Origin of the sequence: Clostridium oceanicum (assembly GCF_039521385.1) — a bacterium.
GTDB lineage: Bacteria > Bacillota > Clostridia > Clostridiales > Clostridiaceae > Clostridium_F > Clostridium_F oceanicum.
Genome location: NZ_BAAACG010000010.1, coordinates 576,197 through 591,871, shown reverse-complemented (window position 1 = coordinate 591,871; position 15,675 = coordinate 576,197). Strand labels below are relative to the sequence as shown.

15 protein-coding genes and 1 riboswitch are annotated in these 15,675 nt (G+C 26.3%); of the genes, 11 read left to right on the top strand and 4 right to left on the bottom strand.

Annotated elements, in window-relative coordinates; translation table 11 throughout:
- Window positions 1-23: 23 nt before the first annotated feature.
- The 6 genes from arcC (at window position 24) to thiM (ending at window position 6,365) form a co-directional block, all read left to right on the top strand.
- Entirely contained in the window at window positions 24-974 is a 951-nt protein-coding gene (gene arcC, locus ABDZ71_RS13125) for a carbamate kinase (RefSeq protein WP_343762124.1), read from the top strand.
- Window positions 975-1,125: 151 nt separating this feature from the next.
- Window positions 1,126-2,211 carry an ArsR/SmtB family transcription factor gene (locus ABDZ71_RS13120; RefSeq protein ID WP_343762123.1) on the top strand — a complete coding sequence of 362 codons (1,086 nt, stop codon included), beginning with the start codon at window positions 1,126-1,128 and terminating at the stop codon, window positions 2,209-2,211.
- A gap of 261 nt (window positions 2,212-2,472) precedes the next feature.
- Window positions 2,473-3,111, top strand: a complete 639-nt coding sequence (locus ABDZ71_RS13115) for a copper homeostasis protein CutC (protein WP_343762122.1) — start codon at window positions 2,473-2,475, stop codon at window positions 3,109-3,111.
- 215 nt (window positions 3,112-3,326) lie between these two features.
- Window positions 3,327-4,394 (top strand): HD-GYP domain-containing protein, encoded by a 1,068-nt coding sequence (locus ABDZ71_RS13110; protein ID WP_343762121.1) that lies wholly within the window; start codon window positions 3,327-3,329, stop codon window positions 4,392-4,394.
- Between the two features lie 215 nt (window positions 4,395-4,609).
- Window positions 4,610-4,713, top strand: a riboswitch (TPP riboswitch).
- Window positions 4,714-5,020: 307 nt separating this feature from the next.
- Window positions 5,021-5,590: an energy coupling factor transporter S component ThiW gene (gene thiW / locus ABDZ71_RS13105; RefSeq protein WP_343762120.1), complete on the top strand. Its 570-nt coding sequence runs from the start codon at window positions 5,021-5,023 to the stop codon at window positions 5,588-5,590.
- Window positions 5,568-6,365, top strand: a complete 798-nt coding sequence (gene thiM, locus ABDZ71_RS13100; protein WP_343762444.1) for a hydroxyethylthiazole kinase — start codon at window positions 5,568-5,570, stop codon at window positions 6,363-6,365. The genes thiW and thiM overlap by 23 nt, the downstream gene beginning before the upstream one ends.
- 109 nt (window positions 6,366-6,474) lie before the next feature.
- Here thiM and ABDZ71_RS13095 read toward each other — a convergent pair whose 3' ends face one another.
- Entirely contained in the window at window positions 6,475-7,374 is a 900-nt protein-coding gene (locus ABDZ71_RS13095) for an NAD(P)-dependent oxidoreductase (RefSeq protein WP_343762119.1), read from the bottom strand.
- 41 nt (window positions 7,375-7,415) lie between these two features.
- Window positions 7,416-8,186, bottom strand: coding sequence for a DeoR/GlpR family DNA-binding transcription regulator (locus ABDZ71_RS13090; RefSeq protein ID WP_343762118.1), 771 nt, complete (start codon window positions 8,184-8,186; stop codon window positions 7,416-7,418).
- Between the two features lie 387 nt (window positions 8,187-8,573).
- On the opposite strand from ABDZ71_RS13090, the gene ABDZ71_RS13085 reads away from it, so the two are divergent.
- From ABDZ71_RS13085 to ABDZ71_RS13070, 4 genes are all read left to right on the top strand, one after another.
- Window positions 8,574-10,874, top strand: coding sequence for a formate C-acetyltransferase (locus ABDZ71_RS13085; protein ID WP_343762117.1), 2,301 nt, complete (start codon window positions 8,574-8,576; stop codon window positions 10,872-10,874).
- A 16-nt stretch (window positions 10,875-10,890) separates the two neighbouring features.
- A complete protein-coding gene (locus ABDZ71_RS13080) occupies window positions 10,891-11,715 on the top strand; it encodes a [formate-C-acetyltransferase]-activating enzyme (RefSeq protein ID WP_343762116.1) in 825 nt (274 codons plus the stop codon).
- 25 nt (window positions 11,716-11,740) lie between these two features.
- Entirely contained in the window at window positions 11,741-12,610 is an 870-nt protein-coding gene (locus ABDZ71_RS13075; protein WP_343762115.1) for an SDR family oxidoreductase, read from the top strand.
- 121 nt (window positions 12,611-12,731) lie between these two features.
- A complete protein-coding gene (locus tag ABDZ71_RS13070) occupies window positions 12,732-13,409 on the top strand; it encodes a fructose-6-phosphate aldolase (RefSeq protein WP_343762114.1) in 678 nt (225 codons plus the stop codon).
- A 97-nt stretch (window positions 13,410-13,506) separates the two neighbouring features.
- Here ABDZ71_RS13070 and ABDZ71_RS13065 read toward each other — a convergent pair whose 3' ends face one another.
- Together ABDZ71_RS13065 and ABDZ71_RS13060 are read right to left on the bottom strand one after the other, a co-directional pair.
- Window positions 13,507-13,941: a hypothetical protein gene (locus ABDZ71_RS13065; RefSeq protein ID WP_343762112.1), complete on the bottom strand. Its 435-nt coding sequence runs from the start codon at window positions 13,939-13,941 to the stop codon at window positions 13,507-13,509.
- Window positions 13,942-13,964: 23 nt separating this feature from the next.
- A complete protein-coding gene (locus ABDZ71_RS13060) occupies window positions 13,965-14,309 on the bottom strand; it encodes a hypothetical protein (RefSeq protein WP_343762110.1) in 345 nt (114 codons plus the stop codon).
- 290 nt (window positions 14,310-14,599) lie between these two features.
- Here ABDZ71_RS13060 and ABDZ71_RS13055 point away from each other — a divergent pair, with 290 nt between their 5' ends.
- The gene (locus tag ABDZ71_RS13055; protein ID WP_343762108.1) at window positions 14,600-15,610 is read left to right on the top strand and encodes an SPL family radical SAM protein; all 1,011 of its coding nucleotides are present in this window, start codon (window positions 14,600-14,602) and stop codon (window positions 15,608-15,610) included.
- Window positions 15,611-15,675 lie beyond the last annotated feature (65 nt).

Below are 15,675 nucleotides of genomic sequence, written 5' to 3'. Positions count from 1 at the left end.
ACAAAATATATGGAGGAAATAATATGTCAAGAATAGTAGTAGCCCTTGGAGGGAATGCACTTCAAAAAAGTTCTAAAGATGTATCAGCTAAAGCTCAACTTAAAAATTGCAAAAATACAGCAAAAGCAATAGTAAATCTTATTGAAAATAATAATGAAGTTATAGTAGTTCATGGAAATGGTCCACAAGTAGGACAAATAGTTTCAACATATGAAGGTATGAATGCTGTAGATAAATCAAATTTAGTCATGCCTTTTCCAGAATGTGGTGCTATGAGTCAAGGTTATATAGGTTATCATCTTCAGCAATCAATAAGGCAGGAGCTTAAAAAAAGAGATATAAATAAACAAGTTGCATCAATTGTAACTCAGGTAGTAGTAGATAAAAATGATCCAGCATTTAATAATCCTACTAAACCTGTAGGTTCTTTTTTCAATGAAGATGAAGCAAAAAAAATTATAGATGAAAAAGGTTATATTATGAAAGAAGATTCAGGAAGAGGATGGAGAAGAGTTGTACCTTCTCCAAAGCCAAAATCAGTTGTAGAAGAAGATATTGTAAGAACACTTATTAATGATGGTCATATAGTTATAACAGCTGGAGGTGGCGGAGTTCCTGTAATTGAAAAAGAAAATGGAGATATTGAAGGTGTTTCAGCAGTTATAGATAAAGACTTTGCAGCAGAAAAAATTGCAGAAATTATGGATGCAGATAAATTATTAATATTAACTGCTGTTGAAAAAGTTGCTATAAATTATAATCAACCTAATAGAGAAGATCTTAGTTTTATGACAATAAAAGAAGCAGAAAAGTATATAAAAGAAGGTCATTTTGCACCAGGCTCAATGCTTCCCAAAGTTAAAGCAGCCGTTAAGTTTGCAGATTCACTTAATGGGAGAAAAACTATAATAACAGCTTTAGATAAAGTTGAAGAAGCTTTAATGGGGAAAACTGGAACAGTAATAAGTAAATAATCAAATGAAAGATTTATTTGTTATTTAAATTTACTAAGGAGGTTATTATAAGGAATTTAGTAAATAGCCTCCTTATAATTGATTTATATTTCATTTGATGATAGAATTTACTTGAAATTTAGCAGCATAGGTTATGTATGAGGTGAATAGGATGCCAATTATAAATAGAAGAGAAGATGTTAAAAATAAAATAGAATTTATATGTAGTCCTTTAGTTGAAATGGCTGCTAGTTTGCATGTTTTGTCTGATCCAAGTCATCATAAAAATTGTGAAGGATGGGTAGAAAAGATAAATAATAAGTTAAGTTTAAAGTTAAAAAGGGATATATATTTTTTTTCTGAGCAATATAATCAATGGTCATTTATTATGGATATAGCTAGTGAGATACAAAATAGAAATTCAAACATTAAAGATATCCATTATTTAATTGATGAAATAGAAAAAATGGATATATACTTATTTTCATATTTATTTTTAGGGGCAGGGTTAGTTCATAAAGATAAGTTAAAAGATTGGATGGATAATCCACCATTATTTGATTCAGAGTATGTTCCTGAGCTATTGAATTATCTTCCGGTTTCTAGTATAAGGTCTTACCTTCACAATTATGAAAATATTAGAACTAAAGTAGTAGAAACATTAAGATGTTATTGGAAAGAAATTTTTTCTGCTGAATGGCCTAGAATAGAAAAATATGAAAAGGAAAATATAGATTTGCAAAAATCTATTTTATCAAATTCAGATACTATAGATTATATTCTTAATTTACATGGTGATTTAAAATACCTTAATGGAAAAATATTATTAAAAAAACAAACAGATTTTCAAATTGATATTGATGGAATAGATAAAATTGTACTTTTGCCTTCTGTATTTACTTCACCACATTTGATGATTAGTATAGTTGAAAATATATTTTGCATATACATTAATCTTAATTTTAGAAATATAGAAATGGATGAAGTACCTAAATCCGTTAAGAAATTTACTAAGGCTATTAATTGTGAATTAAGGTTAAAAATAATAAGATCTTTACTTATATCTCCAAAGACAACTAAAGAGCTATCAGATGATTTTGGGTTTTCAAAAGGAACTATATCTGAACACCTAAAAATTTTAAAAGAAACTGATTTAATATTTTCTAGGAGAATGAAAAAAAGTGTGTATTATTATTTTATACCTGATAACCTAAATAAGAATTTTCAGGCTATAGTTTCTTATATAGAAAATAAATAAAGATATTAATGTTAGATAAAAACATTAAAAGAATAGTATAGTACAGTATATTGATATTTTTGAATTAAATTAATCAATATATTGTATTATTTTTTATTAGGGTATATGAATTGAATGAAAAGTCTATTGTATATGGAGATATGAGATTATCTTAAATTCTACTTCAAGAGATAGATTTAGTAGTTATAGAATAAAAAAATAAATATAAACTTATTAAAAAATTAGTATTATTATAATTTACTTTAAATTAAGAGGTGAAATATGTATATAAAGGAAGCTTGTGTAGGATCTTTTAAAGAAGCTAAAAAAGCACAAGAATTAGGTGCTAGCAGAATAGAGTTATGTGACAATTTAAAAGAAGGAGGAACAACTCCAAGTTATGGTACTATAATTCAGACTAAAAGTTATTTAGATATACCTATAATGGTAATAATAAGACCAAGAGGCGGGGACTTTGTATATTCAAAATATGAAATTGAAATAATGAAAAAGGATATAGAATTGTGTAAAGGATTAGGGGTAGATGGTGTAGTTTTTGGTGTGCTAGATGAAAATAAATTAATTAATAAAAATGTAATGAAAGAACTTGTTGATTTAGCTAAGCCTTTAGATGTAACTTTTCATATGGCATTTGATGAAATAAAAGACAAAGAGGAAGCAATAGAAGAATTAATTGAACTTAAGGTAGATAGGATATTAACAAAAGGTTGTAAAACTAATGCTTTTGATGGAAAGGAAATAATAAGAAAATTAACAAGTAAAAGTAAAGATAAAATAATAATACTTCCTGGAGGTGGTATTACTAAAGAAAATTATTTAGATATTATAAACTATACAAAAGTAAAAGAAGTTCATGGAACGAAAATAGTAGGAGTATTAAAGAGGAAGGAAGCACTTTAATTAATTTAAATATATATATATAAATTTAAATTAATATATAGTGTGTAAATAAAAGGTATATGGTATATTACTTATTTTTGAATTGTAAAATATTAATATATAAGTTTTGTACTAAATGGGATTAGTTAAGAAAAATGGATAAAATCATGTGGAAATTGCAATAAAATCATTGTATAATCTAAAATAAGTTTATTTTTAATATATTTGGAGGGAATATGGAAAATAAGACAAAAAAGATAGAACTTAGTAGATTAATACCAGGAATGATTTTAGCAAAAGCTATTGAGAAAAATGGAATAAAGTTATTAGGGAAAAATGTTATTTTAACTAGTAATTATATTGAAAAGATTAAAAAAATGGACTTAGATATGAAAATAGAGGTATATGACGATAGTGAATTAGAAGAGCAAATTCAATCTGTTATAAAAAAATCTGAAGAAAAATTTAGTAGAAAAAAAGAAATATTGTTACAAGTTCATAAAAATCTTAAAAACATATATGAAAAGCTTGATTCAAATTCAAAAATAAGTATATTAGAATTTAAAAATATTCAAGAATATGTTTTGGAAGAGATGAAAGATTATAGTATTATTCTTAAAAGTATTATGGATTATAGAAAAGAAGATGAATGTTTATATAAACATTGTGTAAATGTAGGAATATTAAGCTACATGTTAGGAAAATGGTTAGGCTTTTCTAAAGAACAATTATTATATTTAAGTTATACTGGATTTCTCCATGACATAGGTAAAATAAAAATAGATAAGGAAGTTTTAAATAAAAGAAGAATATTAACAGATGATGAGTTTAGTGAAGTTAAAACTCATGCAGTTGTTGGATATGAAATAGCAAAAAATATACATAATATAGATGAATCGATTTTGATGGGAATACTTATGCATCATGAAAGATGTGATGGAACAGGATATCCTTTAAAAATTAAAGGTGAAAAAATCCATGATTTTGCTAAAATAGTTGCTATTGCAGATGAATTTGATACCATGACATCAAGTTTAGTTTATAAAAAAACAAGGACTTCTTTTGAAGCACTTAAAATAATAAAAAATCAAAGTGTAAACAAATTAGATTATAAGTATGTAAATAAATTTATTGAAGGAATTATTAATTGTTATATAGGAGAAAAAGTTAAGCTAAGTAATGGTAAAATTGCAAAAATAATAAAAATTGATATAGACAATATAGATAGGCCTTTATTAACAATAGGTTCTGACTTTATTGATTTAAAGACTACAAAGAATATAAATATAACAGATGTAGTATAAAGTATTATGCTATTTTAACCTTATATTTAGATTATTTAAAAGGAATTTGTTAAATTTTTAAAACTAACCAATTAAATATATTTAGTTTAAATTAATTTTAATAGTATGATAAATTAACTCATGCAAGTTATATTATAAGTTGAAAATAAATTAATATAGTATTAGGAAATTCAGCATTTAAGGAAATATTGTATAAAAATTTTTTATATGGTATAATTTTTTAAAAGGGGAGCTTTATTTAAGGCTGAGAGGAAGTTTATGCTTCGACCCATAACTTGATTCGGATAATGCCGGCGTAAGGAAATAATATATTTATACTAGCAGCTTATAAAGTTTTAGAGTATATATAGGATACGCATTATTCCGTGTATCCTATTTTTTATGCTTTAAAACTTTATATATTAAAAACTAAAGGGGAGCGCCTTGAGTTTTTATGGCAAAACACAATTAAATAGCGAGGGAACTTGTGTTTCAAGGTGAGAGGAAGCTTTTGAGCTTCGACCGTCTGATATGATATTTCATATAGGAAATTGCTATTTTATTGTACTAAAACTATATCTTATTAATGGTATTTATTTCCTATGTGATTTGTAGAATTTTAAATATTATTAAGGAGGTATTTTTTTATGAGGCAAAATTCAAATTTATTAAAAAAACTTATGTTAGCAATGCTTGTGGCTATGGGAGTTATAATTTCTCCAATACTTAGAGTAGAAGGGCTATGTCCTATGGCGCATCTTATAAACATTGTATGTTCAGTTATCCTTGGACCTTGGTATTCATTGCTTTGTGCTACATTAATTGGTGTTATAAGAATGTTTTTTATGGGAATTCCACCACTTGCACTAACAGGAGCGGTTTTTGGAGCATTTTTATCTGGAGTTTTGTATAGAGCATCTAAAGGAAAGATAATTTTTGCTGTTATAGGTGAAGTTATAGGAACTGGTATAATAGGATCTATAGTTTCATACCCTGTTATGGCTATATTAATGGGAAGAACTGGACTTACATGGATGTTTTACGTTCCTTCATTTATTATGGCTACCCTTATAGGGGGAACAATTGCATTTATTTTTCTAGGTTCTTTAAGTAGAATAGGTATGCTTCAAAAAATTCAAAAGAGTTTGGGGGCAAAAATTTATGATAGACCAAAAAACAATAATAAGCAAATTATTGGAAATAAAAGAGAGTGTTAAATCTAAAAAACCATTAATACATTGTATAACTAATCCTATATCAATAAATGATTGTGCAAATATAGTTCTTTCAGTTGGGGGGAAACCGATTATGGCCCAGCATCCTTTAGAAGTTTCAGAAATTACTTCTAAATCTAGTGGGCTTGGAGTTAATCTTGGAAATATAACAGATACTAGAATGGAATCTATGCTTATTTCTGGGAAAATAGCTTATGAAAACAATATTCCACAAGTAATTGATCTTGTAGGTGTTGGATGCAGTACACTTAGACTTCAATATGCAAAAAAGTATATTTTAAAGTGTCATCCAACTGTTATAAAAGGAAATATGTCCGAAATAAAAGCAATATGTGGGATAAAAAATGATTCAAAAGGAATTGATGTTGGAGAAAAAGATATTGTAACAGAGGAAAATTTTGATGAGAATATAGAAATGATAAAGAAATTTTCTATAGAAACAGGAGCTGTTATTGCAGTAACAGGAGTAGTAGATATAATAACAGATGGAACTTATACATATTTAATAAAAAATGGCTGTGAAATGCTTTCAATGATAACAGGGACAGGTTGTATGCTTACATCCCTTATAGCTACTTATATTTCTTCATTAGATATATTACAAGGTACAGTTTTAGCTGTAGCTCTTATGGGTATATGTGGTGAACTTTCAAAGAATGCTAAAGGTACTGGAAGTTTTAGATGTGATCTTTTAGATAATATGTTTAATATTTCTGATGATATAATAATGGAAAAAATAAAATTTAGATTAAGATAATTTTTAAATATAGTTACAGAATAATAGTTTACCATTAATGTATGATGGTAAACTATTTTTATAGGAAAATATATATTTAATTGGTTTTAGTAAGGCATTTATTAAAAGTTTAATCTGAAATTGACTTAATAACATTTTCTAAATTGTAAATAACCTTATGAGCTAATCTTTCTCGTGCATTTTTAGTAAAACCAGAAACAGTATTACTTATTATTACATTAGGATAATCTTTATATTTAGTTCTAAATTCTTCTGTTGTTGAACTTATATCAAATAATGCAAAGTTACCTTTACATTTTATCCATTTGTCAAAAGCTCTAAGTTCAAAAGAGGGTGACAGACCTGTATTTACAAGTATTTTACCATTTCCAAATTCTGAAAATTCTTTATCACCAATAACAACAGTATTACGTGGTAAATGAGTTGTTATAACATCACAAGTTTTTAAAAGGACATCTATTGAAAGATATTTATAATCAACATCATTTCTTTTATTTCTATTGTGGTAGTATATATTCATAGAGAAAAAATTACCAGCATCTGCTATCATTTTTCCTAAAGTTCCTAATCCAATTATACCAAGATTTATACCGCTTAATTCTATTTGTTCTTCTTTAAACTGAACATTACCAAGTCCTTTAAATAATCTTATAAGTTCGCTATAAAAGTATTCAACTACTCCATCATCTCCGTAATGTTTTACGCCTTTTACAATAATTCCTTGTTTTTTTGCTTGTATAATATCAACATTTGAAGATTTTTCATCATATAAACTACAACACATTCCAATGTATTTTAGTGTAGGAAGATTTTTTATTATATTTGCTGTTATAGGAGTATTCCATGATACTAACAATACATCAGCATTCTTAGCTCTTTTAATAATTTCAGCTTCTGATTTTGGGAAATCATTATAAATTTCTAAGGTATTACATAATGATTTAAGTTTTTCATGGACAAATTCATCTATTCCTGTATAGTCTATAGATACTATTTTTTTAAATTTCATATTTTCTCCTTTTATAATTATTTTTTTAAATATTATATTAACTATAGTATTTTAGTATTAGTTTCTTTTAATACTTCAAGAATGCTTTCATCTGGAGTATTTTCAGTAATTATTGTATTTATATTAAAGAGATTGGCAAAATTATAAACACCATCAAAGTAGAATTTTTTATTTTCCATAACTAAGTACACATGGTTACCTATATTTATAATAGATTTTTTTGTATTTCCATCTTCAACATCAAAAGTTGTAATGCTTTTATCGAAAATATTAACACCACAGCTTCCTATAAAAGCTTTATTTACTCTATATTTTAAAATATTTTCAATAGTCATTGAACCAGTAAATCCATCTAATTCATTGCTAAAAGTTCCCCCAGTACATACTACCTTTATATTATTATTTATAGAGAAAGTTTTTACAATGTCTATCATATTGGTTATTACGGTAATTTTTTTATTGCTTTTTGCTAGCATATCAGCAAGAAGTATGTTAGTTGTAGAGATATCAAGAAAAATTGTTTCATTTTCATTTATAAGATTAAAGGCTTTTTGGGCTATTATTTTTTTTGATTCAACATTTATATTAATTCTATTTTCTATTTTTTCATTATGAGCTGATTCACGGATAGGAACAGCACCACCATATGTTCTTTTTATAAGATTTTGATTTTCAAGATTCTTTAAATCTTTTCTAATACAATCTTCTGTTACTTTAAATTTAGAACTTAAGTCTTTTACTACAACTTTACCTTCTTTGTTTAAAATATTTAATATTGTATCTAATCGTTCTTGTGCAAACAAAAATATCACCACCTCTATAGTTATATATATAATTATTAGTTTAACTTATTTTCATAGTTAAATATCTTAAAGACTATAAAAGTTTAAACAAACACATATTTTTAAGGTTTATAATTTTTAAATTATTTTAATAGGAAGGTTATCTACAATAAGATTTAATTTAATATTTAGCCTTTTGTATAAAATAAAAAACCTAAAAACCTAATTAATTATTAAATTTAAAACTTAAATATAAAATAAGAATTAATTTAAATTTTAGTACAGTATAAATATATCATAAATTTAAAGAAAGTTTAATTGTTTTTTATTGAATTTTTATTAAAATTAGTTTAAAATAAGATTAAACAATAAAAAGTAATAAAAAATAATAATTAATAATATTGTGGGGGATTATAAATGATAACCAAAAGGGTAAAAAAATTAAAAGAACAATTATTCGAAAATAAAAGAGAAATATCCTTAGAAAGAGCCCTACTTTATACTGAAAGTTATAAAAAAACAGAAAATGAAGCTACAATTATAAGAAGGGCAAAAGCCACAAGTAATATTTTAGAAAATGTAAATATATCTATTAGACCAGGAGAAATTATAGCAGGAAATAGAACAATAAAACCAAGAAGTGGAATAGTATCACCAGAAATGGACCCTTATTGGATATATAATGAGTTAGATACTATAGAAAATAGAGATCAAGATCAATTTTTTATATCAGAAAAAGATAAAAAAATATATAGAGAAAACCTTTATTCTTATTGGAAAGATAGATCTATGAAAGATTTTATTAATAATAAAATTAGTAGAGAAGTAAGAGAATGTGTTTCAAAAGATATATTTAAGTTAAATCAAACAGATAAAGGTCAAGGCCATATTATAATGAATTTTCAGCTAGTATTAGAAAATGGTCTAGATAAAATAATAAATACAGTTAATGATAGATTAGAAAAAAATAAAGAAAATGATTATTATAAAGCAGCCTTAATAGTATTAAAAGCTGCCAAGAGACATATCTTAAGATACGAATCTTTAGCATTAGATTATGCAAGAGATGAAAACAATGAAAAGAGAAAAAAAGAGCTTTTAGAAATAGGGAGAATATCTAAAAAAGTTGCTAGTAAAAAGCCAGAAACTTTTTATGAAGCTTGTCAACTACTTTGGTATATAAGTATTATAGCCCAGTATGAATCTAATGCAAGTTCATTATCATTAGGTAGATTTGATCAATATATGTATAAATTTTATAAAAATGATATTAATAGAGGAGAATCAAATGAGAAAATAAGTGAATTATTACAATGTCTTTGGATAAAAACTAATGATGTTGTTTTAATAAGAAGTGCTGAAAGTGCAAAGTATTTTGCAGGTTTTCCTACAGGATATACTATTGCTTTAGGGGGACTTACAGAAAGAGGTCATTCAGCAGTAAATGAGTTATCTTATTTATGCTTAGAAACTTATCAAGATATATTACTTCCTCAGCCTAATTTAGCTGTAAGAGTTAATGAACTTATAGAAAGAGGGTTTTTAAATAAAACGGTGGAGACAATACGCTTTGGTACAGGTGTTCCTCAAATATTTAATGATGAAGTAATTGTTCCAGGTTTCTTAAATAGATCTGTTACATTAGAAGATGCGAGAGACTATGGAATAGTAGGTTGTGTTGAACTTTCAATTCCAGGGAAAACTTATGGACTTCATGATATAGCATTGTTTAATCTTCTAAAGATAATGGAAATATCCTTAAAGCAGTTAAAAAACGAAAAGAATGTTTTATTTGAAGATATAATAAGTAAGATAAAAGAAAATATAGATAAGTATATAAAACTAGTAGTTGTAGGATCAAATATAGTTGATAAAGGACATAGACAATATGCTCCAGTACCTTTTTTATCTTGTTTAATAGAAAATTGTATAGAAAAAGGGGAAGATATAACAGAAGGAGGAGCAAAATATAATTTTTCAGGAGTTCAAGGAATAGGAATAGCTAATTTAAGTGATTCATTGTATGCTCTTAAAAAGATAGTGTATGAAGAAAAAAGAGTTACATTAAAAGAAATAGTTTCTGCATTAGAAAGCAATTTTCAAGGAGAAGAGTACGAAAAATTAAGAGTAAGATTAATAAATAGGTATGATAAATATGGAAATGATAACGATGAATTAGATAATATAGGTTCAGATATTTTAAGTTATTATGCAAAGAAGCTTGAAACATATAAAAATGTTAGAGGTGGGATTTTTACTCCTGGAGCATATACAGTATCTGCTCATATTCCTTTAGGAGCTAAAGTTTCAGCAACCCCAGATGGAAGGCAGGATGGAGAACAACTTGCAGATGGGGGATTATCTCCAATGGTTGGTAAAGATAGATTAGGTCCAACAGCTGTACTTAAAAGTGTAAGTAAATTGGATAACTATTTAACAACAAATGGTAGTTTACTTAATGTGAAATTTAATCCAAAAACCTTAGAAGGACAAAAGGGAATAAACAAGATGGCAGATTATTTGTTAGCATTTATGAAACTTAAAATACAACATATACAATTTAATGTAGTATCTCATGAAACTTTAAGACAAGCCCAAAAACACCCAGAAAAGTATAAAGGATTAGTGGTTAGAGTTGCTGGATACAGTGCTTTCTTTGTAGAACTTAGTAAAGAAATTCAAGATGATATAATTGCTAGAACAGAACATAGTCTTTAAAGGAAGTGTTTATTAAATGAAAGGTCTCATATTTAATATACAAAGATACTCTATTCATGATGGTGAAGGAATTAGAACAGTAATATTTTTTAAAGGATGTCCACTACATTGTCCCTGGTGTTGTAACCCAGAATCTCAAAGCTTTAAAATAGAATTAAGTAAGATAGAAAGTAAGTGCATACATTGTAAAGTTTGTTCTCATAGTGTAGATGAATGTCCAACCGGTGCTATTAGTGAGTTTGGTCAATATATGACTGTTAAAGAGGTTATAAATGAAGTGGAAAAGGATAGGGTCTTTTATAACACTTCAAAAGGAGGAGTTACTTTATCTGGAGGAGAAGTATTAGGACAAAGTGATTTTGTAATAGAATTATTAAAGGAATTAAAGAAATTAGGTATAAATACAGCTATTGAAACTAGTGGACAAGGTGAAAGTGAAAAGCTGTTAGAAATGTCAAAGTATTTAGATTTAATTTTATTTGATTTAAAAATAATGGATGATAAAAAAGCCAGAGAGGTTATTGGGGCAGACCTTAATCTAATTAAACACAATATTACTACTTTAGTTAAAAAGGAAAAAAAAGTTATACCTAGGGTTCCTTTAATACCAGGATATACTATGGATGAAAAAAATATAAATGAAATTATAAATTTGGTAAAAGGGCTTTTTTTAAAAGAGATTCATATATTACCCTTTCATCAATATGGAAGTAATAAATATGAATATTTAAATAAAAAGTATACTATGAAAAATATTAATCCATCTTCTAAAGAAGAGGTTAATAATATAAAAGAGAAATTAGAAAAAGAAGGTTTAAAGGTTAGTATAGGTGGAATGTAAATAAATTAGAAAAGAGGGGTTTTATATGAAAAAAGTGTTACTTACAGGAGGAAATGGTTTCTTTTGTACAAGATTCTCAAAATATTATAAGGACAAATATAATATATTTTCACTTAGTAGAAAAGAGTTAGATGTTACAAAAGAAGAGGACGTTTTTGAAAGTTTAAGAAAAATTAAACCAGATTATGTTATTCATGCAGCGGCTATTGCAGTAACTGATTTTTGCAATGAACATCCAGAAGTAGCACATAAAATTAATGTGGATGGAGCAGTAAATGTAGCAAAAGCATGTAAAGAAGTAGGAGCTAAAATGATTTTTATTAGTTCTGAACAAGTCTTTAATGGAAATTTAGAAAGTGGACCATATGATGAAGAGCATAAAGCGGTTCCAAATACTGTATATGGTGAAAATAAACTTGAAGCAGAAGGATTACTTAAAAATATATTAGATGAACTATGGATTTTAAGATTTACTTGGTTATTTGGACTTCCAGAAAGAGGGCTAAATATAAACTCAAACATAATGTGGAATACAGTATCAAGTATTTTAAAAGGAGAAAAAATAAAAGGGCCAGTAAATGAATATAGAGGAATGACATATGTTCAGCAGGTTATAGAAGAATTTGATAAGATTTTTGAAATACCTTATGGTACTTATAATTTAGGAAGCAAAAATGATTTAAATCGTTTTGAAGTAGTAAAACTTATTTTGAAAGAAATGGGACTAGAACATAGAATAGAAGAAATTTTAGAAAAAGATGAAGAAAAATATGCACAAAATAAGAGAGATATAAGATTAAATACTGATAAAATTATTGCTAGCGGTTTAAATTTTACAACAACAGAAGAAGGAATAACACAATGTCTTAAAGACTATAAACTATATAATAAATAATAATTAAGAAGTAAGTACTTTTAGTGAAATGAACGTTTTAAGGAAATGTATATTTTTATTATATTTGTGTTTAAATTTAATAATATTTATTTTAAATAAATTAAGTGAAAGGTGATTAATTATGATGTACTTATTAGATACTGCAAATTTAGAACAAATAAAGAGAGCTTTTGATTTATATCCAATGAGTGGAGTTACTACAAATCCTACTATTATTTCTAAAGAAAATAGAAATTTTATAGAAATTTTAAAAGGAATAAGAAGTGTAATAGGTAAAGATAAAATGCTTCATGTGCAAGCAGTTAGTACAAAGGCAGAAGAAATTGTTAAAGAAGCTGAGTACTTAAATGAAGTAATAGGAGGAAATTTATATATAAAAGTTCCTGTTATAGCTGAAGGAATAAAGGCTATGAAGATATTAAAAAATAAAGGCATAAAAGTTACAGCTACTGCCATATTTACAGCAGAGCAAGCTCTTATGGCAGCTGTTAGTGGTGCAGAGTTTGTAGCACCATATGTTAATAGAATAGATAATATAACTGGAAGCGGAGTAAATGTAGTAGATGAAATAATGGAGTTGTTTGAATTACACAATGTAGATGCAAAAGTACTTGCAGCATCTTTTAAAAATGTTCAACAAGTACATGAAGTTGCTCTTACAGGAGCACAATCAGTAACAGTAAATGCACAAATAATGGATAAATTATTAGAGCATCCACTAACTGATTGGAGCGTAGAACAGTTTATAAAAGATTGGGAAACTGTATATGGAAAAGGAAAAGTAACAAATAACCTTTAAATTAAAGAAAAAGATTACTTTTGCAAATTTTAAGACTGTAGACTAGGTTAGCCTTCTACAGTCTTAATTTTTAATTTGATAAATGAAAAATCTTTAATTATTTTTCATCAGCAGATACTTCAATAGCTTTTTTACTATTTACAGGGTCACTTTCTGTATGTATCCATTTATCAAAGATAATTTTTGAAATGTAAGGAGCAATTTTAACACCGATAACAACAAATATAGATATAATAAAAGTTTCAATTGAAGCTCTTATATCTACCCCTTTCATTACTAAAGCAGAAACTAAATCTGTAGAAATGCAAAAGGCCAGAGCACCCCATATACCACCTTTATCAAAAACAAATACCATTAGCATTAATAATGGTATGGATATAACAATTCCAAGTAAAACAGTGTATAACATTGAGACCTTTGAGTAATTATTTATAACATGCATCATTCCAGCCATTCTAGGGCATACAACAAAAAAAGCAAAAGCAAAACTTGCAATGATACTTTCTTTTGTAAAACCTAAAGTTTTTTTCATTTTTATCACCTTCTAAATATTTATTATCCTACTATAAGTCCTGATATAAGTGGTGCGATTTTAACACCTATAATTACGAATAATGCAATGATTAGTGTTTCTAGTGCTGCTTTTTTACTAATTTCTTTCATAATAAATGTAGCCGCAAAATCTGTTCCTACACAAACTATAATAGCTCCCCATACACCAAAATGAGAAAAAACAAAAACCATTCCAAGTAATAGTGGTATGGATAAAATAGTACCTGTAATTACTGTTCTTAGTATAGAAACTTTTGAATGTTTATTAATTACATGCATCATCCCAGCCATTCTAGGACACACAATAAATAGACCAAAAGCAATACTAGAAATAAGTAAATTTGTCATGGATATTTCACCTTCTTTTTATAAGTTGATAATAATAATCATTAGCATTAATTATAGTATAATATACCATTTTTGTAAATGCTATAAATAGAAAATTAATTATTAGAATTTAATTTATTAAGTAAAAAATACAATGTATTGTTATAAATAGTTTAGGAGATATATTATATTTATAAATTTTGTTTACGAATATAGATATGTGTTTTTTATCTTATAGAATAAATATTTGGATATTAGTAAAATACTAAAATAAATTCAGTTTTATTTTATAAGGAAGGACTGTAATTATTATGAAACCTTTTGTACCAACAAGAGTTTATTTTGAAGAGATAGTAAAAGAATATGCTCAAGGAAAAGAGCTATTAGATAAATATGAAAAAATGAATATACCGATCATTCCTATAAAAGCTCACCATAGAATTGAAGAGTTAAGAAAAAGGCCTAATAAAGAATTTACTAAAATGAAGAAATATTTAATACTAGGTACAAGAAAGACAGTTAGATTAACTCCTAATGATAAAAGTGCAGATTTTATTGTACCATTTACATCTAGTGGATGTACTGCTTTGTGTCTTTATTGTTATTTAGTTTGTCATTTTAATACTAATTCTTATCTTAGAATATTTATGAATAGAGATGAGATGATAGAAAAAGTAAAGAAAACAATAAAAAAAGTAGGAGAACACAAAGTTTATGAACTAGGATGTAATTCAGATATGGTTCTTGAAAACACTATTACAGGTAATTTAAAATGGGCAATTGAAGAGTTTGGCAAATTAGAAAATGCAACAGCTACTTTTGCAACAAAGTTTGATGCTGTAGATGATTTATTAGATGCTAAACATAATGGTCATACACAAATGCGTATTTCTATTAATCCAAAAGAAATTATAAATAAAGTAGAATTTGGAACAAGTAGTTTAAAAGAAAGATTAACTGCAGCTAATAAAATGTTTGAAGCAGGATATAAAATAGGATTAAATATTGCTCCTATAATTTTAGAAAAAGACTTTGAAATAATCTATGAAAATATGTTTAAAGAAGTTTCAAATTATTTACTTCCAAAGCTTAAAAGCCAGCTTTTTATTGAGGTAATATTTATGACCTATGGATCAGCTAATTTTTATATTAATGGGGAAAGTATGCCTAAAGCTATTAATCTATTAGATAAAAGTAAAATGAGACCTAAAGGACCTGGAAAATATACATATCGTAATGAGTATAGAAGGCCTGCTGAAAAAATTATAAAAGGATATATTGAAAAATATTTACCAGATGCAACTATTAGCTATATTGTTTAACTTGTAATATAAATGCTATTGATTTAGTTTATGTTAACTTAAAATGCAATTAAAGTTTTTACAGT

Bases quoted from the DNA above. Each gene is read 5' to 3' on its own strand.
- arcC (WP_343762124.1), top strand. From the start codon at position 24: ATGTCAAGAATAGTAGTAGCCCTTGGAGGGAATGCACTTCAAAAAAGT.
- ABDZ71_RS13120 (WP_343762123.1), top strand. From the start codon at position 1,126: ATGCCAATTATAAATAGAAGAGAAGATGTTAAAAATAAAATAGAATTT.
- ABDZ71_RS13115 (WP_343762122.1), top strand. From the start codon at position 2,473: ATGTATATAAAGGAAGCTTGTGTAGGATCTTTTAAAGAAGCTAAAAAA.
- ABDZ71_RS13110 (WP_343762121.1), top strand. From the start codon at position 3,327: ATGGAAAATAAGACAAAAAAGATAGAACTTAGTAGATTAATACCAGGA.
- thiW (WP_343762120.1), top strand. From the start codon at position 5,021: ATGAGGCAAAATTCAAATTTATTAAAAAAACTTATGTTAGCAATGCTT.
- ABDZ71_RS13095 (WP_343762119.1), bottom strand. From the start codon at position 7,374: ATGAAATTTAAAAAAATAGTATCTATAGACTATACAGGAATAGATGAA.
- ABDZ71_RS13085 (WP_343762117.1), top strand. From the start codon at position 8,574: ATGATAACCAAAAGGGTAAAAAAATTAAAAGAACAATTATTCGAAAAT.
- ABDZ71_RS13080 (WP_343762116.1), top strand. From the start codon at position 10,891: ATGAAAGGTCTCATATTTAATATACAAAGATACTCTATTCATGATGGT.
- ABDZ71_RS13075 (WP_343762115.1), top strand. From the start codon at position 11,741: ATGAAAAAAGTGTTACTTACAGGAGGAAATGGTTTCTTTTGTACAAGA.
- ABDZ71_RS13070 (WP_343762114.1), top strand. From the start codon at position 12,732: ATGATGTACTTATTAGATACTGCAAATTTAGAACAAATAAAGAGAGCT.
- ABDZ71_RS13065 (WP_343762112.1), bottom strand. From the start codon at position 13,941: ATGAAAAAAACTTTAGGTTTTACAAAAGAAAGTATCATTGCAAGTTTT.
- ABDZ71_RS13060 (WP_343762110.1), bottom strand. From the start codon at position 14,309: ATGACAAATTTACTTATTTCTAGTATTGCTTTTGGTCTATTTATTGTG.
- ABDZ71_RS13055 (WP_343762108.1), top strand. From the start codon at position 14,600: ATGAAACCTTTTGTACCAACAAGAGTTTATTTTGAAGAGATAGTAAAA.